The 24463-nt window shown below is 61.3% G+C and carries 24 protein-coding genes; 11 read left to right on the forward strand and 13 right to left on the reverse strand.

Annotated features, from left to right (window positions below):
- Nucleotides 1–93 precede the first annotated feature (93 nt).
- Together QM600_RS10740 and QM600_RS10745 are read left to right on the forward strand one after the other, a co-directional pair.
- Nucleotides 94–1056: an HpcH/HpaI aldolase/citrate lyase family protein gene (locus QM600_RS10740; protein WP_283261443.1), complete on the forward strand. Its 963-nt coding sequence runs from the start codon at nucleotides 94–96 to the stop codon at nucleotides 1054–1056.
- A 107-nt stretch (nucleotides 1057–1163) separates the two neighbouring features.
- Complete coding sequence (locus QM600_RS10745; protein ID WP_283261444.1) at nucleotides 1164–1658, forward strand: YflT domain-containing protein; 495 nt, start codon at nucleotides 1164–1166, stop codon at nucleotides 1656–1658.
- A gap of 72 nt (nucleotides 1659–1730) precedes the next feature.
- Here the strand turns inward: QM600_RS10745 and QM600_RS10750 are convergent, their stop codons facing one another.
- On the reverse strand, nucleotides 1731–1988 hold the full coding sequence (locus QM600_RS10750; protein WP_283261445.1) for a hypothetical protein: 258 nt from the start codon (nucleotides 1986–1988) through the stop codon (nucleotides 1731–1733).
- 98 nt (nucleotides 1989–2086) lie between these two features.
- Here QM600_RS10750 and QM600_RS10755 point away from each other — a divergent pair, with 98 nt between their 5' ends.
- Together QM600_RS10755 and QM600_RS10760 are read left to right on the forward strand one after the other, a co-directional pair.
- Nucleotides 2087–3421, forward strand: coding sequence for a sensor histidine kinase (locus QM600_RS10755; RefSeq protein WP_502942933.1), 1335 nt, complete (start codon nucleotides 2087–2089; stop codon nucleotides 3419–3421).
- 19 nt (nucleotides 3422–3440) lie between these two features.
- Nucleotides 3441–4535: a winged helix DNA-binding domain-containing protein gene (locus tag QM600_RS10760; protein WP_283261510.1), complete on the forward strand. Its 1095-nt coding sequence runs from the start codon at nucleotides 3441–3443 to the stop codon at nucleotides 4533–4535.
- On the opposite strand, the gene QM600_RS10765 is transcribed toward QM600_RS10760, so the two are convergent.
- The gene (locus QM600_RS10765) at nucleotides 4528–5400 is read right to left on the reverse strand and encodes a chromosome partitioning protein ParB (protein ID WP_283261446.1); all 873 of its coding nucleotides are present in this window, start codon (nucleotides 5398–5400) and stop codon (nucleotides 4528–4530) included. The two genes, QM600_RS10760 and QM600_RS10765, sit on opposite strands and share 8 nt — an antisense overlap.
- Nucleotides 5390–6088: a metallophosphoesterase family protein gene (locus tag QM600_RS10770; protein WP_283261447.1), complete on the reverse strand. Its 699-nt coding sequence runs from the start codon at nucleotides 6086–6088 to the stop codon at nucleotides 5390–5392. The genes QM600_RS10765 and QM600_RS10770 overlap by 11 nt, the downstream gene beginning before the upstream one ends.
- Nucleotides 6089–6186: 98 nt before the next feature.
- Between QM600_RS10770 and QM600_RS10775 the strand changes: the two genes are divergently transcribed.
- Nucleotides 6187–6771, forward strand: coding sequence for a suppressor of fused domain protein (locus tag QM600_RS10775; RefSeq protein ID WP_169632315.1), 585 nt, complete (start codon nucleotides 6187–6189; stop codon nucleotides 6769–6771).
- Between the two features lie 94 nt (nucleotides 6772–6865).
- Here the strand turns inward: QM600_RS10775 and QM600_RS10780 are convergent, their stop codons facing one another.
- Nucleotides 6866–7081, reverse strand: coding sequence for an SRPBCC family protein (locus QM600_RS10780; protein WP_502942934.1), 216 nt, complete (start codon nucleotides 7079–7081; stop codon nucleotides 6866–6868).
- Nucleotides 7082–7217: 136 nt separating this feature from the next.
- A complete protein-coding gene (locus QM600_RS10785; protein WP_283261448.1) occupies nucleotides 7218–8288 on the reverse strand; it encodes a magnesium and cobalt transport protein CorA in 1071 nt (356 codons plus the stop codon).
- A 116-nt stretch (nucleotides 8289–8404) separates the two neighbouring features.
- Here QM600_RS10785 and QM600_RS10790 point away from each other — a divergent pair, with 116 nt between their 5' ends.
- From QM600_RS10790 to QM600_RS10805, 4 genes are all read left to right on the forward strand, one after another.
- On the forward strand, nucleotides 8405–9259 hold the full coding sequence (locus tag QM600_RS10790) for a PHP domain-containing protein (RefSeq protein ID WP_283261449.1): 855 nt from the start codon (nucleotides 8405–8407) through the stop codon (nucleotides 9257–9259).
- Nucleotides 9256–9870: a MarC family protein gene (locus QM600_RS10795; protein ID WP_502942936.1), complete on the forward strand. Its 615-nt coding sequence runs from the start codon at nucleotides 9256–9258 to the stop codon at nucleotides 9868–9870. Before QM600_RS10790 ends, QM600_RS10795 begins: the two co-directional genes overlap by 4 nt.
- 2 nt (nucleotides 9871–9872) lie before the next feature.
- Entirely contained in the window at nucleotides 9873–10256 is a 384-nt protein-coding gene (locus QM600_RS10800; RefSeq protein WP_283261451.1) for a hypothetical protein, read from the forward strand.
- A 344-nt stretch (nucleotides 10257–10600) separates the two neighbouring features.
- Complete coding sequence (locus QM600_RS10805) at nucleotides 10601–11794, forward strand: NAD(P)-dependent malic enzyme (protein ID WP_283261452.1); 1194 nt, start codon at nucleotides 10601–10603, stop codon at nucleotides 11792–11794.
- An 89-nt stretch (nucleotides 11795–11883) separates the two neighbouring features.
- Here QM600_RS10805 and QM600_RS10810 read toward each other — a convergent pair whose 3' ends face one another.
- From QM600_RS10810 to QM600_RS10825, 4 genes are read right to left on the reverse strand one after another with little or no spacing between them, the layout of a single operon-like run.
- Nucleotides 11884–12573, reverse strand: a complete 690-nt coding sequence (locus tag QM600_RS10810; protein WP_283261453.1) for an ABC transporter permease — start codon at nucleotides 12571–12573, stop codon at nucleotides 11884–11886.
- A complete protein-coding gene (locus QM600_RS10815; protein ID WP_283261454.1) occupies nucleotides 12570–13253 on the reverse strand; it encodes an ABC transporter permease in 684 nt (227 codons plus the stop codon). The genes QM600_RS10810 and QM600_RS10815 overlap by 4 nt, the downstream gene beginning before the upstream one ends.
- A gap of 5 nt (nucleotides 13254–13258) precedes the next feature.
- Entirely contained in the window at nucleotides 13259–14404 is a 1146-nt protein-coding gene (locus QM600_RS10820; protein ID WP_283261455.1) for an ABC transporter ATP-binding protein, read from the reverse strand.
- A gap of 4 nt (nucleotides 14405–14408) precedes the next feature.
- The gene (locus QM600_RS10825; protein WP_283261456.1) at nucleotides 14409–15341 is read right to left on the reverse strand and encodes an ABC transporter substrate-binding protein; all 933 of its coding nucleotides are present in this window, start codon (nucleotides 15339–15341) and stop codon (nucleotides 14409–14411) included.
- 173 nt (nucleotides 15342–15514) lie between these two features.
- Here QM600_RS10825 and QM600_RS10830 point away from each other — a divergent pair, with 173 nt between their 5' ends.
- The gene (locus QM600_RS10830; protein WP_283261457.1) at nucleotides 15515–16405 is read left to right on the forward strand and encodes an ABC transporter substrate-binding protein; all 891 of its coding nucleotides are present in this window, start codon (nucleotides 15515–15517) and stop codon (nucleotides 16403–16405) included.
- On the opposite strand, the gene QM600_RS10835 is transcribed toward QM600_RS10830, so the two are convergent.
- The 3 genes from QM600_RS10835 to QM600_RS10845 are packed head-to-tail and all read right to left on the reverse strand — an operon-like array spanning nucleotide 16399 to nucleotide 19774.
- Entirely contained in the window at nucleotides 16399–17340 is a 942-nt protein-coding gene (locus tag QM600_RS10835) for an alpha/beta hydrolase (protein ID WP_283261458.1), read from the reverse strand. The genes QM600_RS10830 and QM600_RS10835 overlap by 7 nt on opposite strands.
- A 29-nt stretch (nucleotides 17341–17369) precedes the next feature.
- Complete coding sequence (locus QM600_RS10840; protein WP_283261459.1) at nucleotides 17370–18200, reverse strand: SDR family NAD(P)-dependent oxidoreductase; 831 nt, start codon at nucleotides 18198–18200, stop codon at nucleotides 17370–17372.
- Nucleotides 18197–19774 carry a flavin-containing monooxygenase gene (locus tag QM600_RS10845; RefSeq protein ID WP_283261460.1) on the reverse strand — a complete coding sequence of 526 codons (1578 nt, stop codon included), beginning with the start codon at nucleotides 19772–19774 and terminating at the stop codon, nucleotides 18197–18199. The genes QM600_RS10840 and QM600_RS10845 overlap by 4 nt, the downstream gene beginning before the upstream one ends.
- A gap of 71 nt (nucleotides 19775–19845) precedes the next feature.
- Here QM600_RS10845 and QM600_RS10850 point away from each other — a divergent pair, with 71 nt between their 5' ends.
- Entirely contained in the window at nucleotides 19846–20475 is a 630-nt protein-coding gene (locus tag QM600_RS10850) for a TetR/AcrR family transcriptional regulator (RefSeq protein ID WP_283261461.1), read from the forward strand.
- A 93-nt stretch (nucleotides 20476–20568) separates the two neighbouring features.
- On the opposite strand, the gene QM600_RS10855 is transcribed toward QM600_RS10850, so the two are convergent.
- Nucleotides 20569–24312, reverse strand: coding sequence for a multifunctional oxoglutarate decarboxylase/oxoglutarate dehydrogenase thiamine pyrophosphate-binding subunit/dihydrolipoyllysine-residue succinyltransferase subunit (locus QM600_RS10855; RefSeq protein WP_283261462.1), 3744 nt, complete (start codon nucleotides 24310–24312; stop codon nucleotides 20569–20571).
- Nucleotides 24313–24463: the final 151 nt, after the last annotated feature.

The raw sequence follows: 24463 nt of genomic DNA on the forward strand, positions 1-24463 counted from the left end.
GCAAGGTTAATTCGTCGAACGTCGAAATCTGCAACAGAGCCGTAGTACACGTCGCCGAAAGCGCGAGACACCGATCACGAAGGGCGCCACGAGATGACTTCACGCAATCGTTCCCGCCGATCAGTCCTGGCCGTGCCGGGCAGCAGTCGCAAGATGATCGACAAGGCGAAAGGACTGCCGGCCGACGAGATCTTCCTCGATCTGGAAGATGCCGTCGCGCCCTTGGCGAAGCAGGCCGCGCGTGAGGCCGTGGGTGACGCGCTGGCCGAAGACGGGTGGGGCAAGCAGGTCAAGGTGGTTCGCGTCAACGACTGGACCACGGAATGGACGTATGCCGACGTCGTGGAGGTTGTCGGACGGGCCGGCGCGCACCTCGACGCGATTCTGCTGCCCAAGGTTCCCGATGCAAGCCATGTGCAGGCACTGGACCTGTTACTGACCCAGGTGGAGAAGGCAAACGGGCTCGAAGTGGGGCGGATCGGCATCGAACCGCAGATCGAGAATGCCATCGGCCTCACCAACATCGATGCGATCGCCTCGGCCAGTCCGCGCGTCGAGGCCTTGGTCTTCGGGCCGGCCGATTTCATGGCGAGCCTGAATATGCGCACCTTGGTGGTCGGCGAGCAGCCCGACGGCTACGACCGCGGTGACGCCTATCACCACATTCTGATGACGATTCTGATGGCTGCACGAGCCCACGGCGTCCAGGCAATCGACGGTCCGTATCTCCAGATTCGTGACGTCGAGGCGTTCACCCGCAGTGCCGCACGCACTGCGGCACTGGGATTCGACGGCAAATGGGTGCTCCACCCGACGCAGATCGAGGCGGCCAACGAGGTGTTCAGTCCGCGTCAATCCGATTACGACAGAGCAGAATTGATCTTGGACGCCTACGCATTTCACACCTCCGCAGCCGGCGGTGGACGAGGCGCGGTCATGCTCGGCGACGAGATGATCGATGAGGCGAGTCGCAAGATGGCACTGGTGATTTCGGCAAAGGGGCGCGCTGCCGGCATGCCACGTACCTCCGAATTCACTTCGCCCGAACACGCCTGAAGGTCGATGTGCCGACCAATTCGAGTCGGCAAAGGGCACAATAGAGACCATAGGTATCGCGTTGTTCAGCCGTGGATTACGCGCCCGAAACGAGGAGCACTGTCGCCATGTCCAATCCGCTCGCACAATCGCCGAATAGGTCGCGCCGCGGCGGGCTACCGACGCCGCCTTCGGGTTGGCCGATCGGCTCCTACCCGACGTATGCAGAAGCGCAGCGTGCCGTCGACTACCTGTCGGATCAGGAATTCTCGGTTCAGGACGTCACCATCGTCGGTGTGAACCTCATGCAGGTCGAGCGCGTTCTGGGACGCCTCACCTGGCCCAAGGTGATCGGTGGTGGGTTGGTGTCCGGAGCGTGGCTGGGTGTCTTCTTCGGATTGGTGCTCGGCATCGTCACCGGCGGATTCCTGGCTCCGTTGATCACGGGCATCATCGGCGGCATCATCTTCGGCGTGATCACCACGACCATCCCGTACGCGGCGACGCGTGGACAGCGTGATTTTGCGTCGACTATGCAGTTGGTTGCCGGTCGCTACGACGTGCTGTGTGAACCCAAAACTGCGGAGGCTGCTCGCGACTTGCTCGCGAAACTCGCTATCTGAGTTCTTCGCCGCGAAGATGATGGCTTTTTCAGAAGCTGCAGCGGCTCAGGATAATTCGTTTGAGGTTTGGCCTTACGGGGCCGAGATGACGGTGAACGAATATGTTGTTCCCACAGCAGCGGGAACCTGCTCCGGGCCCGGCGCGGTGTATGCCGGCTCGGGCAGTGGCGTCAGATCACCGAGATCATCGTGATGGATGGCGGTCGGTGATGCTTGTGCCGTTCCCGTGATCAGAGCGATCGGGGTGGCCGCCAATGCGCCGGCGAGGGCAAAGTGAGTAGCCAAGCGGCGCTTGCCTGTCCGGTTCGAAACTTGTGTGGTGGTGTTCATGGTGTCTCCTCGCCTTGTGATGCTGTGCTGTCGGTCTTCACGGTATTCCGGCACCGGGGAAATATTGTCTGTGCGAAGCTGATTCCCAGGGAACTCGGATGATCGGCACAGGAGGACATATGTTCGGATCCGGGCCGTCGACAAACGATCTGCATGCTGGGCCGGAACTCGAACAGATACTGCGTGAGCACGCGTACCGGGGCGCGTACCTCCAACTCGGGGTGCGCGGTGTGCTGGTGGTGTTCGTAGCGTCGACGCTGATCGTGGTTCCGCCGGCTCACGGTTCCTGGTTGTGCTTTCTCATCCTCGGGTTGTACGTGACCTGGTGTGTAGGCCTTGCCCTGTGGATAGGGCGTACATCTCCCTTCGCTTCGCTCAACCGGTATACATCTCCCTTCGCTTCGCTCAACCGGCATGGTGGTTCTGGTCCTTTGAAAGCGCTGTGGCTCGGTCTTCTCGTCGACCTGGCAGTGCTCGCAACCCTGACCTTGCTGACGGGACTTACCGCGCAGGAAAGCTGGACCGCCGACATCCTTTGTAACGGGCTCTTCGTGATTCCCGTTCTGGCCTGTACTCAACTGCGAACCGACATCTGCGCAGCGATCGTCGCCGCCACGATCGCCGTCTTCTTTGCCGCGAGTTGGGCGACGATGGCTTCCAACGAGGAACCGTGGCCGTCGATTCTGCTCAGCACCACGGCCCTGGCAGCACTCGGTGTAGGTGCCGTCGGGTTGACGCGAATCCAACGATCACGGGTTCTGACCATCGCCGAGTTGGTGGGGCACCGCACAAGCCTTCTCTCGGAGTTGATGAGCCTCGAGCAACGTGAACGTAGAGCGTTGTCGGAACAATTGCACGACGGCGCACTGCAGTACGTTCTTGTCGCGCGGATGGACATCGACGAGCTGGGCCCAAGTGCAGATCCGGTTGTCCGGCAACGTGCACTTCAAGCATTGAGCGAGGCAACCACATTGCTGAGATCCTCGGTTGCAGAGCTACATTCGACGGTTCTAGGTCACGTGGGGCTGGCCCGCGCGATCGGTGACGTGGCGCGATCCATGGAAGGCCGCGGAGGGTTGGCGGTAGCGGTCGACGCGTCCAGATGGAGGGACGACGTGCGTACCTCGGCGGACGACGTCTTGTTCGGTGCGGCCCGGGAGTTGCTGAACAACGTTGTCAAACATGCTGCGGCAGCGAATGTTCGTATCGAGCTTTCGGAGTCGGATCGGGTCGGTATTCTGACGGTGACGGACGACGGTCGAGGCATCAGCACCGACAAGATTGCGGCCAGTCAGGAAAGTGGCCATATCGGTCTTCTGTCCCATCAACTGCGGGTTGTCGCGGCAGGCGGTTCATTCTCGATCGGACCGGGGGAGACAACGGGAACCATTGCGCGCGTGGAGTTACCGTTCGAAATTGTTGACAACCGATGAAAGGTGCACTGTGGCAGTGATGAACGACCGGGCGCTCGCGCGGGCGACTCTTGCTCGCCAGTACCTGATGGAGCGAGCAGATGTCAGTGCGCTCGAAGCGGTCTCGCACCTCGCCGGTTTACAGGCGCAGGCGCCGGTACCTCCGTATCTGGCGCTGTGGGCTCGGCTGAAAAACTTTGCGGCAGAAGATCTGTCAACTCTCATTGACAACCGCCATGTTGTACGTCTGGTTGCCATGCGGGGAACGGTCTTTGCCCTCTCGGTTGCTGATGCCGCGACCTTCCGTGGAACGGTTCAGTCGATCATGGAACGGGACCTCCACACCAACGCGGCACACCGCGCGGCATTGACCGGAATGGATTTCGAGGCGCTGGCGCAGGCCGGGCGTGAACTGGTTTCGGCTGGTCCGCTCACTCAGATGCAGATGAGGCCTCTTCTGGCCGAGTGCTTTCCGGATCGTGCGCCCGAAGGTTTGGCGCATGGGGTTCGTGGATTGTTGCCGATGGTGCAGGTCCCGCCGCGTGGCCTGTGGGGTCGATCCGGCGCGCCCGCGTTGACCACACTGGAGGACTGGCTGGGAACTGAAGTCGATCTGACGCCACGCCCCGACGCGTTGGTACTGCGCTATCTGGCGGCTTTCGGTCCGGCCAGTGTGAAGGATGCGCAGGCCTGGTCGGGATTGACCAGACTCGGCGAGGTTTTCGAGCGACTTCGCTTGAGCCTGATCACTTTCAAGAGCGAGAACGGAACAGAACTGTTTGACTTGCCGGATGCACCGCGTCCGGACTCGGGAACGCCCCCGGTCCGTATCCTGGCTCCGTTCGACAACATCCTGCTATCGCACGCCGATCGCTCTCGAATCCTGGACAAGCAGTACCGATCACAAGTATTTACCGTCAACGGAATCATCAAACCCGCTGTCCTCGTACGAGGAAAAGTCGCTGGATTCGCAGCAGTGTCGACAACTGGCGAATCGGCACGGTTGGCAGCGACTCTCTTTGCGCAGCAACCGAAAACGGTGATCGCGGCGATCGAGAGAGAAGGTCGTTCGTTGCTGAAGTTCCTGCATCCCGCAATTTCGACTCGGGACGTCTCCCTCGACCGGCTCACGTAGTGGGCTTGTACTTTCGGGGCGCACGATCACGTAGTTCGGCCACGATCTCGTCGTTCCACATGTGACGCCGCACCAGACGGTATCGCTCACGTGCGATCCACAGGTAGGCCTCGGCGTCAGTGTGCTCGGGCAGCATGTCTGCGTTTCTCAACATGCGTACGACGGGCAGAAATTCTTCTCCGAACCACCGGCGCGCCACGCTGTCTCGGCCGAGAAACTCGCCCTTCTCTTGCATCAGCCGAAATCCCCACGCCTCCACGCACTCGCTGAGTTCGGCGTACTCCCAGGGATCGGTGACCGTCACCGCTTCGCGTTGGGATTCGGTCAACGGAACTCTGGTCAGGAACAGGCGGCGATGATCCTTGATCAGGAGGTCCGCGCGCTGGGTGATGCCCTCCGGCGAGATGCGAGTGAGGATTTCGGTGACATACGCGTCAATGGTCTTCTGGTGCATGGCACACGCGATCGAGACCCGGTGGTGGCCGTCGATGACGAAGTGCATCGATCCGATGCGATACAACTGGACCGGCGGAACAGATTCTCCACGACGCTGAGCTACGGCCAGGCGTTCCCAGCGTTCCCAGCGTTCGCGGCTGTGCGTCGACGTGGGCCGGAAGTATTTATCGAAATCGTTTGTCCGATCAACACTTCCGACTATCGACTCCACCGTGACAACCTGCAGGCCCAAAGGTCGCTCGCCCACCTTGCCGAGAGCTGCGACGACTTCGTCGAAAGGCAGGATCGCATTGACGTCGTCAGGTTCGCGTCGTAGCCAACTGACCAGACGCGCGACATCAGCGCGTCGCCGCTGCCGCGCGAAGTCGTTCTCCGCGTCCGCCGTGGGAAAACCTGTGTCACGAGCCATGTCGGCGCCTCATGATCGTCGGAGGGATACCTGGTGAAATGTCCATCAGCGTGTAGCCGACCGTGTTGAGAACGAGAGTTCTGCCGATCTCCAGATCAGGTGGTGTCCGACCATGGGGGTGGATATGTCCGTGGATCATGACGGCGGGATCGAGTGAGTTGACGAGTGAATGGAAACACTCGAAGCCTCGATGCGGCTGGTCCTCGGCATCACCGACTCCGCGCGCGGGACTGTGCGTCAGTAGGACGTCGACGGCTCGAGTGCGCCCTGGCAACTGCGACTGCCAGGCGTTGCCCCAGGCCAGGGAGCGTGCCCGTCGGCGCTGCTGACGCTCGGAGAACTGATTCGAGCCGGAGTTGTATCGGATCGAGCCGCCCAGGCCGGCAATCCGCAGACCGGCGACCGAGACTATGCGTCCGTCAGCGTTGACTGCCCCGGTCGGCCCCGGCCATTGGACCGGCATTCCCGCACGAGTCCACCCTGACGAGGATTCCGAATATCCGGACAGGTCGACATCGTGATTTCCGGGAACAAAAACACACGGCGCATTCAATTGGTCGGAGAGATACTCCAGATAGGAAAACGGCAGATCACCGGCACCCAGTACGAGGTCGACACCCAGGTCGCGTACCCGGTTGCTCCACAAGAACTCGACAGTCTCGTCGCTGACGGCGAGTACGGTGACCATGCGGACTGACGCTACCGGTTTGCTCAGGTATCTGCGCCGGGTAGCTGCCCTAGGACTCTGGACTGTGGACCAAGACGCCAGGATGATTAGATGGACGCGTGTCAGCCAGTGTTGTCTCCGCCGTCCGCGCTCATCTCGTTTCCAGCATCGAGGGGCCCGAACCGGCCGCTGCATCGGTGACATTCCTGGGCGTCGAGCCTCTGGATGTACTGCGATTCGAATCGCCGGACGGATTGGTGCGCTATGCGAGCGTCGGATGCTCGCGGCATCCAATGGGGGATCCGGGCGACTTGGTTGCCGATCCCACGCGTGGACCGCGCGCAGAGTTGGTGCTGACGTTGCGCGGCGGCACCGGAATTGCGTCGGGTGTCGCGCGCACACTCGCAGTCCTGGCCGCTGCCCCGTCAGTCGAAGGAGTGGTACTTCTCGAAGATGCACTGCTCGACCTCGGCGAGCCGTTGTGGAAAGACACGGCCTTTACTGCAGTTTTGCTGGGGGACAGCGGGATCGAGGCATTGGAGCTACCGGAACCGATGGATCCGGTTCGGTTCCTTGCGGTTGTCCCGATTACGGGAACCGAGGCTGCCTGGGTTCGGTTGCGCGGTGCGGACGCGCTACGTGACGCCTGGGCAGAGGCCGGCATCGACATCCGGGATCCGCACCGCGCGGCCGCGTCACTTTGATTCTATTGTGACGCTTGGTGATCGAGAAGGTCGGCTAGATTTTCCAAACTTGCCTGTACCGATCGTCCGTAGATATTGGTGACAAGGGGGTCTGTCATCCGTCCGAACACTCCGATGTCCAGTCGATACGCTTGCCGAGGATCCGGGTGACACCGCGCCACTGGGTTCCGACGCCGAGCGGGCCATCGGTTGTCTGACGGCACTCGACCATCGAGTTGTCCCAGTTGGGCCAATGATCGGCGTTGGTGAGGTAGCCCCAGACTTCTGTCGTTGGACGTGAAATTACAGCAGACTGCTCAATTACAGGCATCGTACTTTCTCCGAATTTGCTTGTGGCAAGGTTGATTTCGGGTTTTATCCATCGATGCGAAGGGGATTTCAGGTAGCCGCCAAAAAGGTCGCCACCTAGTGCTATTGTCCGCTGGCGGAGCGCCTGAGTACAGGCTCTAGAGCCAATTGTTGCGGCGGAAGAGGAAGAACAAGCCGGTGCAGACCGAGGCAATGAAGATCAGAACCGACGGATATCCGTACTGGGAACTGAGTTCCGGCATGTTCTCGAAGTTCATGCCGTAGATACCGGCAATTCCGGTCGGCACCGCGGCAATCGCGACCCAAGCCGAAATCTTGCGCATGTCGGTGTTCTGCTGAACTGCGATTTTTGCCAGGGCAGCATCGACCAGAGAACTGAGAACCTCGTCGTACTCCGAGATGCGTTCGGCGACGATGGTGTGGTGATCGCGCACGTCACGGAAGTAGCGTCGGATCTCTTTGGGAACCAACCCGCCAGCAGGCTGAGTGAGTTGCAGCAGTGGCAAACCAAGCGGCGTGACCGACCGTCGAAGCTCCACGATTTCACGTTTGAGCAGGTAGATGTGTTCTACCGCGATCGAGTTGCGGGGGTTGAACACCAACTCTTCCATGCTATCGACGTCCTGTTCCACCATCTGGGTCACCGACAGGTAGCTGTCGACGACGTGGTCGGTGATGGCGTGGAGGACGGACCACGGCCCCATGGCGAGCCGCTCGGGTAACTGTTCGAGCGAGCGCCGGACACTTGCCAGTTCGGAATGGTCACCGTGGCGAACGGTGACCACAAAATCAGGTCCGACAAAAACCATGATCTCGCCGGTCTCGACGATCTCGTTGGCCGTCTCCACCGACTCGTGCGGGACATAGACGACGGTCCGCAGGACCAGGAACATGACGTCGTCGTAGCGTTCGAGTTTCGGTCGCTCGTGAGCATGGACGGCATCCTCGACCATGAGTTCATGGAGGCCGAAAGTTTCTGCCACATCCTGCATTTGGTGCTCGTCGGGCGCATGCATACCTACCCAGGCAAAGCCGGTGCCGCGCTTTCGGACCTCGGTGAGTGCGGCGCTGTGCGTGTATTTTCCGGGAAGCCGAGCGCCGTCGACGTACACCGCGCAGTCCACGATGGCGCGCGCAGCGGGAACCGGGATCTTCGGGGTAGGGGTCTGCAGCGATTTGCCGTTCGGCCAACTCGGTAGTGACGGCATGCGGGGCTCCCTTCGCGACAGGCGAATTGCACTGCTGCTGCGGCGCAATCGTACGTCAGCATCCGCCGGTGCCACCGGACCGTGATGATCACGCGGATTGCTGACAGACTGTAGCGGTGCGAATAGACCTTCACACCCATTCCAATGCATCCGACGGCACGGACACCCCCGCCGCTCTCGTGCACGCCGCCCGCGACGCCGGACTCGACGTCGTCGCCCTCACCGACCATGACACCACTGCCGGCTGGACGGCGGCGGCCGACGCACTGCCAGCCGGGCTCAGTCTGGTTCGCGGCATGGAAATGTCCTGTGAAGGACGCGGCGAAAGCGGCTGGCCGGTAGCCGTCCACCTGTTGTCCTACCTGTTCGACCCAGCGCACCCCGAGTTCGCGAAAGAACGCGAACGGTTACGTGGTGAGCGCGTCGAGCGGATTCGGGTGATGGCCTCCCTCATGGCTCGCGACGGCTTGCCCATCGATCCGGACCAGATTTTGGCGGACGCCGGGCCCTCCGTCGGCCGTCCCCATATTGCTGCGGCGCTGTTGAAAGCCGGAGTGGTGTCCAGCATCGGGGAAGCATTTACCGATCTGCTGTCCACGCGTGGGCGCTACGACGTCCCCAAATACGACACACCGATCGAATATGCCGTCGAATTGGTGGCCGCAGCCGGTGGCGTGACCGTGCTCGCTCACGGACGTGCACGCTCACGCGGCGGTGTCCTCGCACTCGATCACATTCGCGACCTTGCCGGGTTGGGCCTCGGCGGCCTCGAAGTAGACCACCCGGATCATCGCGCGCAGGACCGCGTCGTACTCCGCCGTCTTGCCGACGACCTCGGGCTCGCAGTCACCGGATCGTCCGACTATCACGGAGACAACAAGACGATCGGCCTCGGCGACGAACTCACCGACGAGGCAGAGTTCGACAAACTGATTTCGGTGGCAACTGGCGTTGAGGTGCTTACGCACTGATGCTCGATACCACGCTCTACCTCACCGTATTCATCACATTGTTCGTCATCATGGACCCGCCCGGTGTCATTCCGGTGTTCCTGTCCTTGGTCGGACGCAAGAGCCGGGACGACCGTAACCGCGCGGCCTGGCAAGCTCCGGCGGTGTCACTCGCCGTCATTTCCGTCTTCGCAGTCGGTGGGCAAGCGATCCTCAGCTATCTGCACATCGGCATCCCGGCACTGCAGGGCGCCGGCGGATTGCTGCTTCTGCTGATCGCACTCGAACTACTGACGGGCAAGTCGTCGAATCGCCCGGAGGGTGCCGACGACGTCAACGTGGCGCTGGTTCCGTTGGGGACTCCCATGATGGCGGGCCCCGGCGCGATTGCCGCCGTCATCGTCTTTGTCGCGCAGGCAGACGGGGAGACAGCGTCGTATCTGGCAATCGCCTTGGCGATCCTCTCGATTCACTTCGTACTGTTCATCGTTCTACGATTCTCGACAGTCCTGATTCGTGTTCTCGGTGTCGGCGGAATCTCGTTGCTGGCCCGTATCGCCGGTTTGTTGCTCGCTGCCATTGCCGTTCAACTCATTGCGGAGTCGGTCCGCGGATTCATCGTGGGAGCGTAACGATGACAAACAGCAGCGATGGGTATAGCTCGCACGGCGAGGGTGGGTACGAACCGTACGGTGACGATAAGTACGACGACTACGACAGTTACGACGATTCCGACAAGCAGTGGGCCTTGATTCGTGGTCTCCGCGCACTCAGCGGCACTGTGGCGGCGGGGATCGTGGTCCTCACCATCGTCGTGGCCGCTTCGGCCTATCTGGGAAGTAGTCGAGGATTCCCGGGGCCGGGATCGGCGTCGATCACCGCCCACATTGTTGCGTCAGTGGTGGCCGTGGCTGCGCAGATCATCTGTGACCGTCGGCGCGGGATCAGTGCGGTCGCAACTTCTGTCGTCGTACTGGTGACGGCCGGGGCGCTACTGGTGACGCAGTGGTGGGGCTGAAAAGCGCATCGATCGAAATCGGGATTTGATTGTGTTCCGGAACAAGTGGCAAACTGGAGGGGCTTCGTAGGCGGCGCCACAGCCCGGCCACGAGGTACCGGTTCTCTCGAATCGTTTCGAGGAACCAAGATTGCATGGATCTGCCAGGGCTCACCCGCCCAACACCATGACGCTTCGGATGTAATGCGGCCAACTTCTCACGCACCCCGAATGCTCTGCCTTCTCTGTAGTCGTTTGCGGAAGAAACGTTCTCCGACCTTTGTTAACGTCCCGTTTGCACGGTCGAATCGCTACTTCCCAGTAACCCAGACCCGAATGCGGCTGGACTAATCAGGAGTGTCATTGTGTCCCTTGTGACTGAAGCCATCAACGTACCCAAGGTCGAGCTGACCGACGAAGAAATCTTTGCCGCTCACGTCGGTGGCAAGCTTTCTGTCGAGACCACCGCGCCGCTCGATACGCAGCGCGCACTGTCCATCGCGTACACGCCGGGCGTCGCCCAGGTGAGCCGCGCTATCGCCGCCGACGCGTCCCTCGTGGACAAGTACACCTGGACCAACCGACTCGTCGTGGTTGTCAGTGACGGCACCGCGGTGCTCGGCCTCGGTGACATCGGCCCGCGCGCGTCGCTGCCCGTCATGGAGGGCAAGTCCGCACTGTTCAAGACCTTTGCCGGACTCAACTCCATCCCGCTTGTCCTCGACACCACGGACCCCGACGAGATCGTCGAGACGCTCATCCGTTTGCGTCCGAGCTTTGGCGCCGTCAACCTCGAGGACATCTCGGCACCGCGTTGCTTCGAGATCGAGAAGCGTGTCATCGAGGCTCTCGATTGCCCCGTCATGCATGACGATCAGCACGGCACCGCGATCGTGGTTCTGGCCGCGCTCATGGGCGCTGTCAAGGTCCAGGACCGCGACATCACTGCGCTGAAGATCGTTATCTCCGGCGCTGGTGCAGCCGGCGTTGCCTGCGCGAACATTCTGCTGGCCGCGGGCATCAAGGATGTCATCGTGCTCGATTCCAAGGGAATCATCTCGACCGAGCGTAATGACCTCAACGACGTCAAGGCCGAGTTGGCTGCTCGTACCAACCCCCGCGAGGTGCACGGCGGCGCTGCCGGTGCTCTCGAAGGCGCAGATGTCTTCCTCGGCGTTTCGGCCGGCAAGATCCCCGAAGAGTTCATCGCTTCCATGGCTGCCGATTCGATCGTCTTTGCACTCTCGAACCCGGACCCGGAAATTCACCCGGAGACCGCAGCCAAGTACGCGGCCATCGTCGCAACGGGCCGCAGTGATTTCCCGAACCAGATCAACAATGTCCTTGCCTTCCCCGGCGTGTTCCGTGGCGCGCTCGACGCCGGAGCCCGTCGCATCACCGAAGGTATGAAACTTGCTGCCGCAAAGGCGATCCTGTCGGTGGTTGGCGACGAGTTGGCTGTGGACAAGATCGTCCCCAGCCCACTCGACCCTCGCGTGGCACCCGCAGTGGCGGAAGCCGTCGCGGCCGCAGCGCATGCTGAGGGCGTGACCAGCTAAGAGGGACTACGGAAACCCCGATCGGCAGCCCGCACACTTCGGCTGCCGATCGGGGTTTTTGCGTTGGGGCGCTTGACTTTTGGTATCGTTTACAGGCGGGTGAGATCCGGAGTGCGGCGCAGTCGCCCGGTTCCCGGCACGGACGCCCACACGACAAGTGCAAGAAGGCCGTCGACGACGAGTGCGAGCACGGCGACCAGTAGTGCCCCGACCATGACACGGTCGTATTTGTAGAGCGCGATCCCGTCGAAGATATATCGGCCGAGGCCCCCGAGATTGACGTACGCGGCGACTGTCGCGGTGGCGATGACCTGCAGTGTTGCGTTGCGCAACCCGCCCAGGATCAGCGGCAGGGCATTGGGAATTTCGACGCGGAAGAGCACCTGCAGTTCAGTCATTCCGACTGCACGCGCGGCCGAGGTGACGTCGCTGTCGACGTTCGCAATGCCGGCATAGGTTCCCGCGAGTAGCGGCGGAATGCCGAGAATGACCAGCGCGAGAATCGGCGGCATCACGCCGAGTCCCATCAGGAGGACCAGGAAAGTCAGCAGACCCAACGTGGGGATTGATCGAAGTGCGTTGACCAGGCTGACGACAACGATCTGGCCGCGGCGCCGATGCCCGATGATCAGTCCGATCGGTACCGCGATCACTGCCGACAGGGCAACCGCCAGCACGCTGTACCAAAGGTGCTGCAGTATCCGGGTGCCGATTCCGGTGTCGCCACTCCAATTCGCGGGATCGACTATGTAATCCCAAGCGCCGGTGAAGATACTCATACCGGCTCTCCCTCAGCTGCGATGATCGCGGGAACCTTTGCGGCGGACGTTGTTCTGGTCCACGGAGTCAACAGTCTGCCGACCAGATACAGAATCAGATCGAGGGCTAGAGCCAAGACGACAATCGCGATGATGCCGGCAATGATCTGATCGGGATAATCTCGGTCGTAACCCTGTTTGAACAGAACACCCAGACCGCCGATCCCGATGAGTGACCCCACCGAAACCAGCGAAATATTGGTCACCGCAATCACTCTGATGTTTGCGATCATCACCGGAAGTGCCAGGGGCAGTTCGACGGTCAAGGCTCGTCGCAGCGGTGTGAACCCGACGGCAATGGATGCGTCGATCACACTGTCCGGCACCGAATCCAAGGCCTCCGGGACAGCTCGAATGAGCAGTGCCGTGGAGTACACACTCAGTGCGATCACGACATTGAGCGGATCGAGAGTCTTGAGGCCGAAGACCTGGGGGATCGTGACGAATAGTGCCAGTGAGGGAATCGTGAACGCAATACTCGCCAAAGTCAACGTGATTCGGCGCAGCCACTTGATATTGCGGATCACGGTTCCGACAGGAATTGCGATGATCAAGCCGATCAGCAGGGGGAGCAGCGCCAGATACAGATGAGTTTCGGAGTAGTCGACGACCGTCGAAAAATTGTCGATGAGCCAGCGCATTCCGCCTACGCCCCGAATCCCTCGGTGAACGCGACTCGGTTGCGTTCTTCGTCTTCGCGGCGGCGTTGCTCGGCCAACTTGGCCACCACTTCGGAGCCGAGAATTCCGCCGATGACCGCGCCGTTGACATCAACGGCAACCCCGATCCCGGCCGGGGACGAGATTGCCGCGTCGAGAGCCTGACGCAGATCGCCGCCGGGTGCAAACAGGGAGCCTCCCGCCGACGTCGATTGGGCAAGTGTCCGTCCCGCACGCAGTCCCTCGACACCGGTAACGTCAATCCATCCGTTGGGCACACCGGAATCGGTGACGACGAGCACCCATTCGCCCAATTCGAGTCGCAGAGACTTCAATTCGTTCTCCGTGGCAGTGCGGACGGAATGCACCGGCACTTCGTCGGCCGCCCGGAACGACAATCCGCGGTAGCCGCGATCACGTCCGACAAATCCGGCCACAAAATCCGTGGCCGGAGCGGCCAGAACGTCACGCGGCGCAGCAACCTGTTGGAGGTGCCCACCGGGACCGAACACTGCGATGTGGTCGCCGAGTTTGACGGCCTCGTCGATGTCGTGGGTGACAAAGACGATGGTCTTCTTCAATTCGCTCTGCAACCTGAGCATCTCGGTTTGCAGATCCTCACGGACCACCGGATCGACTGCGCTGAATGGTTCGTCCATCAACAGAATCGGGGGATCGGCAGCAAGAGCACGAGCCACCCCCACCCGTTGCTGCTGCCCGCCGGACAACTGGCCCGGATAGCGCGTGGCGAGTGAAAGATCCAGCCCCACCCGTTCCAGGACACCAAGCGCGGCTTTGCGTGCGGCGCGACGAGATTCGCCCTGAAGCACTGGAACCGTCGCGACATTGTCGATGACCGTGCGATGCGGAAGTAACCCGGCATTCTGAATGACGTACCCGATGCCGAGTCTCAGTTTCACCGCATCGGTCTGCGTGATGTCACGGCCGTCGACAATGATCTTTCCCGCTGTGGGCGTGATCATGCGATTGATCATGCGCATGGACGTCGTCTTGCCGCATCCGGACGGGCCGACAAAAACCGTGAACGATTCCGCCTCGATGGTGAGATTGAGTCGATCCACGGCAATGGTGCCGTCCGGATACTGCTTCGTGACACCCTCGAAGTTGATCACGTGGCTACGCGACCGGCTTGTCGAGGCCCTGTGCCGCTATCCAGGCCTTGGCTGCTGCAGCAGGTTCCGTCTTGGAATCACCCGATACCGACACGTTGAGAGCTAGCAGTTCCTCGGTGGTCAGTTTCGCCGAGACTGCGTCGAGAACCGCCGCGAGCTTGTCCGACGACGCCGAGGCCCGCAGGACCGGCACTACATTCTGAGCCGGAAAGTTGTTCTTAGGATCTTCGAGAACAACAAAATTGTTGGCCGGAATGGATGCCGACGTGGTGAAGATGTTTGCAGCAGTGACGTCTCCCGACGCCAGAGCCTTGACCGTTGTCGGGCCGCCGCCGTCGGCGATCGGAACAAAATTGGACGCCGAAATGTCGAGGCCGTAATTGGCCTTCAATCCGGGCAACCCGACAGGCCTCTCCTGGAACTCCGCGGGAGCGCCGAACTTGACCTCCGCAGAGTGCGGCGCAAGATCGGCGATCGTCTTCAGATTCCACTTGTCCGCGGTTTCCTTGGTCACGACGACGGCATCCTTGTCCTGCGCTGAGGCGGGTGTCGTGATGACCAGTTCGCTGCCCAGAGCAGCCGGGAGAGCCGCCAGGACATCCTCGGAACTGGTTGCGGTCGCAGCGGGATCGAGATACTGCAGAAGATTGCCCGTGTAATCGGGGATGAGAGTGATCGACCCGTCCTTCAATGCCGGAATGTACGCCTCACGACTACCGATGTTGAAGGAAGTAGAAACGTCGAAACCGTTGACTCGCAGCGCCTCGGCATAGATATTGGCGATGGTTTCCGACTCCGTGAAGTTTGCCGAACCCACAACAATGGTGTTGGGATCGGGATTGCTGTCGCTACTGCCGCACGCGGTGAGAGCAGCGAGTGACAGAACTGTGGCCGCTGCTACGAGCAGACGGTTGGAACGAAATCGTGAGGTGCGCATGTGCGTCCTTCCGTGTTTCGGGCGTCGACAACCACTCCCGTCGCGACGCAGCCAACCGAGTGGCCACATCAGGACTGGTTACCGCGCATCGCCTGGCAAGTGTAACGATAGGTACCGACACGGCACGGGTTTCGATCAGTGAGATAGGAAATGTGAGGTATTCGGTGGCGAGCATGTGCACGAAGTTTTCGACTGTTGTTGCAGCAGTGCTGGTCCTGCCGATTCTGAGCGGGTGTACCGACAGCAGTTCGGTGACGGAGAGCGCGGAAAGTACCGCTTCGCAGACGATTGTGGTCGCGGCGGGGTCGTCGCCGGAGAGTTCTGTGCTCGCGGAAGTATATGCAACCGTGCTCGCGTCGTCGGGGGTGCCCAGCCGCATCGAGATGCTCGGGGGCGATCGAAACGAATCACTTGCAGCCCTCGATGCTGCCCGCGTGACGTTGGTGCCCGAGTTCACAGGTTCGCTGCTCGCTCACTACGATCCCGCGAATACCGCTCGAGCCGCCGACGACGTCTTCGAGGCGCTGAGTCGTTCTCTGCCCGAGGGTCTTTCGGTATCCGACTACGCGAGCGCGGAAGACAGAGCTGTCGTGGCGCTCGAACGCGATTCGGCTGCGGCCACCGGAGTGAGAACTCTCGAGGCATTCGCACCGTCCTGCGCCGAAACCGTTGCCGTCGTATCGCCGCGATTTGTGGAAGACCGTGCGCCTGAACAATTGGCAGAAGGTGTGGACTGCACTTTTGCGCGCGTCGACGTCTCTGAATCTGCCGATGCGCAGGGAACTGCAGAATTGGGAACCACAGCGTTCGGAACCACAACGCTGTCGGCGCTCGCGCAGTCCCACTCCGTCACAGTTCTGGCCGATACCGATCACGTTCTGGCAGCACAGAATGTCGTTCCGCTCTTTCGCACCGGTGCCTTGGATGACACTGCCGTCAAGGCGTTGAGTGTTGTCGCGGGCGAGCTGTCCACAACCGACCTGGCCGCAATGATCGAGCAGGTCAGAAGTGGTCAGGCTACGGCTAGCGCCGTTGCGCGAACGTGGTGGGATACACGTCAGTGAGGCGTAGCGTCAGCTGGCGCGGTTGAACTTCCTTCGGAGTGACCAAGTTTCGATTCCAGGAACTGCCCGAGGTCGGCCACGGCATCTGCGGCTTCTTTGACGAGCGACGCCTGTGCGTGCGCGACGTGCCACAGTTTTGCGTATTCGACCAGTGAAACGTCGACGCCCGCGGCGACAAGTTTGTTGGTGAAAGCCACTACCTGCGGATACAGGACTTCTTCGCAACCGATGTGAATTCTTGTGGGCGGAAGTATTTCGAGGTTGCCGTGCAGGGGTGCGTATCCCGGATCGGTGCGCTCGCCTGTTCCGAGGTAGGCGTCGGCGGCATCGAACGACCAGGCGGTGTTGACCACCAGGTCGGCCTTCTTGCCGGCACTGCGATCGCCGGGGTCGACCCACGGTGAGATCAGGGCGAGTGCACCGGGGTGTACGCCGTGTCGTTCGATCAATCGAAGCGCGGTGGCCACAGCCAAACCGCCGCCGGCGCTGTCGCCGGCGATGGCCACACGCTGCGGTTCGTAGTCGAATTCGGTGACCAGTTGCATATAGGCGGAGACTGCGTCGTCGAGAGCCGCGGGATACGGATTCTCCGGCGCAAGCCGGTAGTCCACTGTGTAGACAGCACTGGAAGATTCGCGAGCGAGATGAGCAGCAAGAGATCGATGGGTGTTGGGAGAACCCAACGTGTACGCGCCGCCGTGCAGGTAGAGCACGGCCGTCGGGCGTTCGGTGGCACCCACCGTGATCTTCTCGGCGGGTCGGCAAGCCAGTTCCAACGGGCGCACTACCGCGCCCGCCGGAACCTGTTGCAGCGGAGCACCGGCCTCGAGCAAGGTTCTCTGAATCCGGTACGGCAGCCGCGAATTGAAAGCGAGGCGAAAATACGGCTTCAGCAAGAATGCGACTACGGGCAGCGGAAGAGTGAACGTGCTCACCGGCAAGGCTCCTGATTTCTGTGAAAGATCTAGCTGGACTTGGGCATCACGCGGCCGGCCACAAGGGCGACGATGCGCTGGTAACCCGAACCCACGAGCCGTACCCAGGCATCGAGAGCAATTGCGTCCATGCCGATCAAGACTCGCGCCTTGCTCTTGCGCACGCCATTGACGATGGTTTTGGCAGCGTCTTCCGGAGTGGTTCGCGCGAGCTTACGGTCGAAGAGCTCGGAGAACGCAGCGAGATCTTCGCCGGGTCCGGCAGTGGCGTTGCGGGCAATAGCGGTTTTGATTCCGCCGGGATGTACACACGTCACCTTGACCGGATGCTTCGCGATCAGCATTTCCTGACGCAGTGACTCGGTGAAGCCGCGTACCGCGAACTTGGCTGCATTGTAGGCACTTTGGCCCGGCATCGACAGGATTCCGAACAAGCTGGACACGTTGACGATATGACCGTCGCCCGAAGCGATGATGTGCGGCAGGAATGCTTTGGTGCCGTTGACAACTCCCCAGAAATCGACGTCGATGACACGCTCGAAGTCCTTGAACTCCGACTTCTCGAAGGTGCCGTGGTAAGCGATGCCCGCGTTGTTGTAGATCTGGTTGACCTTGCCGTAATGAGCGACAACCGCGTCGGCATAGGCCAGGACCGCTTCGCGCTGCGTGACATCAAGGTGATCGGACTTGACCTCTGCGCCAATGGCTTCCGCCAGGCGGGCAGTCTCGGCGAGGCCGACGACGTCGACGTCGGAGATCGCCAATTTGGCACCTTGGCCGGCCAGATTGAGTGCGAGTGCGCGGCCGATTCCCGAGCCTGCTCCGGTGATGACTACAACCTTGCCAACAAATTCGCTCACTGTACTACTGCCTTCTCGTCGTCGAGGTCGATCGTGGAGGTGATGGTGGTTCCGGTGACCGCCGGAAGGTCCGAGATGCTGACACTACGGTACGCCGACAGGTCGAAATATTGTGTGGCCTTGCGGAACTGGAAGGTGAAGCCTGGCCACAGTGTGGTGTTGTTGCCATGCTTGTCCATGTACCAGCTGGCGCAGCCGCCGTTACTCCAGACGCTCTTGGACATCGCGGCCTGCAGGTCCTTGTTGTACTTGTCCTGCTTGTCCTTGCGAACCTCGACGGTGCCGATGTCGTACTTGTCGATGGTGGCGATGGCGTCGACGAGGTAGTTGATCTGCGACTCGATCATGAAGACCATGGACGAATGGCCGAGGCCGGTGTTGGGGCCCACGAGGAAGAACATGTTGGGGAAGTTTGCAACCGCGGCACCCTTGTAGCCCTGCATACCGGTCTCGTCGAAGACCTCGGCGAGCGAGCGGCCGTCCTTGCCGAAGATTCCGGCAAAGGTGGGGGAGTCGGTGACATGGAAGCCGGTGGCCACGACGATCGCATCGATCTCACGGGTGGTGCCAGTTTTGGACACGATGCCGTTGGCGGTGACTTCCTCGATGCCTTCCGTCACCAGATCGACGTTGTCCTGAGCGAGGGTCGGGAAGTAGTTGTTGGAGATCAGCATGCGCTTGCAGCCGATCTGGAAGTTGGGCGTGACCTTCTTGCGAAGCGCCTTGTCCTTGATCTGGGCCTTGAGATGACGCTCGGCAGCAAACTGCAGAGGCTTCATGAAAACCGGCGCTTTGGCGAGCCCGACAACCTGCGTCTCACGCATCCAGTAGATGCCCGTGCGGCACAGCTTCTGGAATCCGGGGACGTACTTGAACGCGAGGTGCTCGAGCTTGGTGTACTCGCGGTCTGCGCGAGGCAGGATCCACGGCGCGGTGCGCTGGTACACGTCGAGATGGGCGACCTTCTTACCGATTGCCGGCACGATCTGGATTGCCGACGCGCCCGTGCCGATGACGGCGACGCGCTTGCCGGCCAGATCGGCGTCGTGGTTCCACCGCGAGGAATGGAAGATCTCTCCCTTGAATCCTTCGATGCCCTTGATGTCCGGCAAGGACGGCTCGCACAGTGCGCCGACGGCCGAGACGACGATCTTGGCGACGAACTCACCCTTGGTGGTGCTGACGTGCCATTGCGACGATGCTTCGTCCCAACGCGCCGAGACGACGTCGCAGTCGAAAATGTGCTTGTCCAATACCTTGTAGCGGTTGGCTACGGATTGGATGTACTTGTAGATCTCGGGCTGGGTGGAGAAGGAGCGCGTCCACTCGGGATTGAGCGCAAACGAGTAGGAGTACAGATGCGAGGGCACATCGCAGGCTGCTCCGGGATAGCTGTTGTCGCGCCAGGTACCGCCGACATCGCTGCCGCGCTCGACGACGACGTAATCGGTGATGCCGGCCTGGGCCAGTTTGATCGCCGCACCGAGGCCTGCGAAACCGCTGCCGATGATCAGTGTGTTGACGTAGCGCGTGTCCGCGGCAGATGCTGAAGTATCTGTAACTGGGAGACTCATGTAGGGAACGATAGGCCCTTATTGAGGAACGGTCAATAGCTTATTGACCAGTATTCAGTAGTCTGTCAATCATGGACGCAGCCAAGCGCACGCGACTGAGCCCTGATGAGCGCCGAGCTCAACTGATCGACCTCGGCGCTCGTATGTTGGCACAGCGACCACTCGAACAGATATCCGTCGAAGATATTGCCGATCAGGCCGGTGTCTCCCGGGGCCTGCTGTTCCACTACTTCGCGTCGAAAAGCGAGTTTCATCTGGCGATCGTTCGGCACACCAGTGGGCAGATGCTCGGCCGAACCGAACCCACTGCGTCCGACAATCCGATTACGACGCTGAGATCAGTCCTGGCGTCGTACGTCGATTACGTGAGCGAGAACCGAAACACCTACGTCTCGTTGCTGCGAGGGACTGCCAGCGGTGACCCCCAGATGCGTGAGGTGTTCGAGCAGACCCGCGATGTCATGGCGGCGCGCACACTCGAACAGTTGCCCAAGATCGGACTGACCCGCACCCCACAAGTGGAGCTTGCCGTGCGCGGTTGGATCGCCTTCGTGGAGGAGGCGACCATCAGTTGGCTGCGGGCGCCCGCCATCACCCGTGAAGAACTCATCGAACTCACAGTTCAAGCGCTACCCGCACTCGCCGGGGCTGCCCTTGGCTTCACTGCCGTGGCGGATCATCTTCCCCTCAGCACAACCTGACGTCGTGACAGAAAAAGCCGGGCCCCACACTCCTCGCGGAATGTGGGGCCCGGCCCTTGTACAGATTTGGCTGGTCGGCAGAAACGCCTCAGCTCAATTGGTCGGCAGGAACGCCTCGTCGAGGATTTCCTGCTGCTCAACGGCGTGAACCTTGCTCGAACCCGAGGAAGGCGCCGACATCGAACGACGCGAAATGCGCTTGATACCGCTCAAAGTGTCAGGCAGCATTTCCGGCAGCGCCAAGCCGAGGAACGGCCAGGCGCCCTGGTTGGCCGGCTCTTCCTGGACCCAGCGGAACTCTGTCGCGTTCGGGTAGCGGTCCAGAGTTTCCTTCAGACGACGCTTCGGCACCGGGTACAGCTGCTCGACGCGCACGATCGCGACGTCGTTGCGGTTGTCCTTGTGCTTCTTGGCCAGCAGTTCCCAGTACAGCTTGCCGCTGACCATCAGAACGCGCCTGACCGGATCGCGTGACTCTTCGCCGCTCTCGATGTTGGGCTCTTCGAAGACCGAACGGAACTTGCCCGTGGTGAAGTCTTCGATGTTGCTGACTGCAGCCTTGTTGCGCAGCATCGACTTGGGGGTGAAGACCACCAGCGGACGACGGATGCCGTCCAGGTGATGGCGACGCAGCAAGTGGAAGTAGCTTGCCGGCGTGGACGGAACGGCAACCGTCATCGAGCCCTCGGCGCACAGCTGGAGGAAACGCTCGATACGACCGGACGTGTGGTCCGGGCCCTGGCCTTCGTGGCCGTGCGGCAGCAGCAGCACGACGTCGGAGAGCTGGCCCCACTTGGCTTCACCCGAGCTGATGAACTCGTCGATGATGGTCTGCGCGCCGTTGACGAAGTCACCGAACTGCGCTTCCCAGAGCACGAGTGCATCCGGATTTCCGACGGAGTAGCCGTACTCGAAGCCCAGGCCTGCGTACTCGGTGAGAGCGGAGTCGTAGACCATGAACTTGCCGCCGTTGTCGGCGTTGGCTGCGATCTCCGCGATCGGGCTGTACTCGTTGCCGTTCTTACGGTCGATGAGCACGGCGTGACGCTGCGTGAAGGTGCCACGCTTGGAGTCCTGACCCGCGAGGCGGATCAGTGCGCCCTGTTCGGCCAACGAGCCGAATGCGAGCAGTTCGGCGAACGCCCAGTCGACATGACCCTCGCGGGACATCTCGCGACGCTTTTCTGCGACAGGCTTGACACGCGGGTGGGTAGTGAAGCCCTCCGGAACGTTGACAAACGCGTCGCCGATGCGTGCGAGAACCTCGGGAGAGACAGCCGTGGTCAGGCGAGCCGGGGGAGTCTGGTCGAGTTCGACGGACTCCGACGGTTCGGGCTGGAACTTCTCGAGCTCACGGACCTCGTTGAAGACCCGTTCGAGCTGGCCTTGGTAGTCGCGAAGTGCGTCTTCGGCTTCCTTGAGGGAGATGTCACCGCGGCCGATGAGGGACTCGGTGTAGCTCTTACGAACGCTGCGCTTGGTGTCGATGACGTCGTACATCGCCGGCTGGGTCATCGAGGGGTCGTCGCCCTCGTTGTGTCCACGACGGCGGTAGCAGATGAGGTCGATGACAACGTCCTTGCCGAACTTCTCACGGAAGTCGACAGCCATCTGAGCAACCCAGACACACGCTTCGGGGTCGTCGCCGTTGACGTGGAAGATCGGCGAAGCGATCATCTTCGCGACGTCCGTGCAGTACTCGGACGAACGTGAATGTTCAGGCGCGGTGGTGAAGCCGACCTGGTTGTTCACAACGATGTGGACAGTGCCGCCTGTGCGGTATCCGCGCAACAGCGACAGGTTGAGAGTCTCGGCAACAACACCCTGACCGGCGAATGCCGCGTCACCGTGAAGCATGAGCGGGAGAACGGTGAAGCCCTCTTCGCCCTTGTCGAGGATGTCTTGCTTGGCGCGAACCAGGCCTTCGAGAACCGGGTCGACGGCCTCGAGGTGCGACGGGTTGGCCGTCAACGACACAGCAATGTCGTTGTCGCCGAACATCTGGATGTACGTTCCGCGTGCACCGAGGTGGTACTTCACGTCGCCGGAGCCGTGTGCGGCCGCCGGGTTCATGTTGCCCTCGAACTCGGTGAAGATCTTCGAGTACGGCTTGCCGACGATGTTCGCCAGAACGTTCAGGCGGCCGCGGTGCGGCATGCCGATGACGACCTCGTCGAGCTGATGCTCGGCAGCCTGGTCGATCACGGCGTCCATCATCGGAATGACGGTCTCGGCGCCCTCGAGAGAGAAGCGCTTCTGGCCGACGTACTTGGTCTGAAGGAACGTCTCGAAAGCCTCGGCGGCGTTGAGCTTGCTCAGGATGTACTTCTGCTGAGCAACGGTCGGCTTGGGGTGACGAGCCTCGACGCGGTCCTGGATCCACTGGCGCTGATCCGTCTCGAGAATGTGTGTGTACTCGACACCGATGTGGCGGCAATACGCGTCGCGCAGCACGCTGAGCACGTCGCGAAGCTTCATCTTGTCTTTGCCGTGGAAGCCGCCGACCTTGAACTCACGATCAAGATCCCAGAGCGTCAGGCCGTGGCTGATGACGTCGAGGTCGGGGTGGCTGCGGAACTTGTCCTTGACGAACTGCAAGGGGTCCGTATCCGCCATGAGGTGACCACGGTCGCGGTAGGCAGCGATCAGTTCGAGAACACGGGTGTTCTTGTCGACTGCGCCTTCCGGTACGTCCTTGCGCCAACGAACCGGCTCGTACGGGTTGTTCAACGCGTGGAAGATCTTGTCGTAGAACTCGTCGCTGATCAGCAGGTTGTGGATCGTGCGAAGGAAATCGCCCGACTCGGCACCCTGGATGATGCGGTGATCGTAGGTCGACGTGAGCGTCATCAGCTTGCCGACGCCCATCTCGGCGAGCTTCTCGTCGCTCGAACCCTGGAATTCTGCGGGGTACTCCATCGCGCCGGCACCGATGATGGCGCCCTGACCCTTCATCAGACGCGGCACGGAGTGAACCGTTCCGATTCCGCCTGGGTTGGTCAGTGAGATAGTGACACCGGCGAAGTCTTCGCCGGTGAGCTTGCCTTCACGTGCACGGCGGACGACGTCCTCGTACGCAGCGTGGAACTGCACGAAGTTCATCGACTCGGTGTTGCGGATGGCAGCGACTACGAGTGAGCGGCTGCCGTCCTTGCCGGGAAGGTCGATTGCGAGCCCGAGATTGGTGTGCTCGGGTGTGACCGCGTTCGGCTTGCCGTTGATCTCGGCGAAGTGCCGGTTCATGTTCGGGAAGGCGTTGACGGCCTGGATGATCGCGTAACCCAGCAGGTGGGTGAACGAGATCTTGCCGCCGCGGGTGCGCGCGAGGTGGTTGTTGATGACGATGCGGTTGTCGAACATCAGCTTCGCGGGGATGGCGCGAACGCTGGTCGCCGTCGGAATCTCGAGCGACGCCGACATGTTCTTGACGACGGCTGCTGCTGCGCCACGAAGAACCTTGGACTCTTCGCCACTAGTTGGTGCAGCCTTGACCGGGGCGGCTGGTGCAGCCTGGGCCGGTGCTGCGGGTGCGGCAGCCTTGGGGGCAGGAGCCACGGGTGCCGCGGCCTTCGGCGGAGCCGGGGGGACGGGCGGGGCGGATTTCGGAGCAGCCGGCGGAGCGAGCGTAGCTGCGGGTGCAGCCGCGTTGCCGTTTGTGGCAGTCCCGTTTCCACCTCCAGCCGTTCCACTACCCGGATTCGCCGACTCCGGCGAGTAATCGGTCAAGAATTCGTGCCAACTGGGATCCACGGACGACGGGTCGTCCTGGAAGCGTTGGTACATCTCGTCAACCAGCCACTGGTTCTGTCCGAATTGGGATGTAGAACTGCTGCTCACGGCAGGTGTTCGCCTCGTTTCTATTTCGGTACCCGATCAGAGCGCCTATATACATGAGATTAGCCCGAGCGTGTGACAAGGAAATATCCGGCACACGATTTGTGATCTGACTCACGGTGTTGCGCAATCTTGTGATCACACATCACCTCTC

Origin of the sequence: Rhodococcus sp. IEGM 1379, assembly GCF_030056815.1 — a bacterium.
In the GTDB taxonomy this organism is placed as follows: Bacteria; Actinomycetota; Actinomycetes; order Mycobacteriales; family Mycobacteriaceae; genus Rhodococcus_F.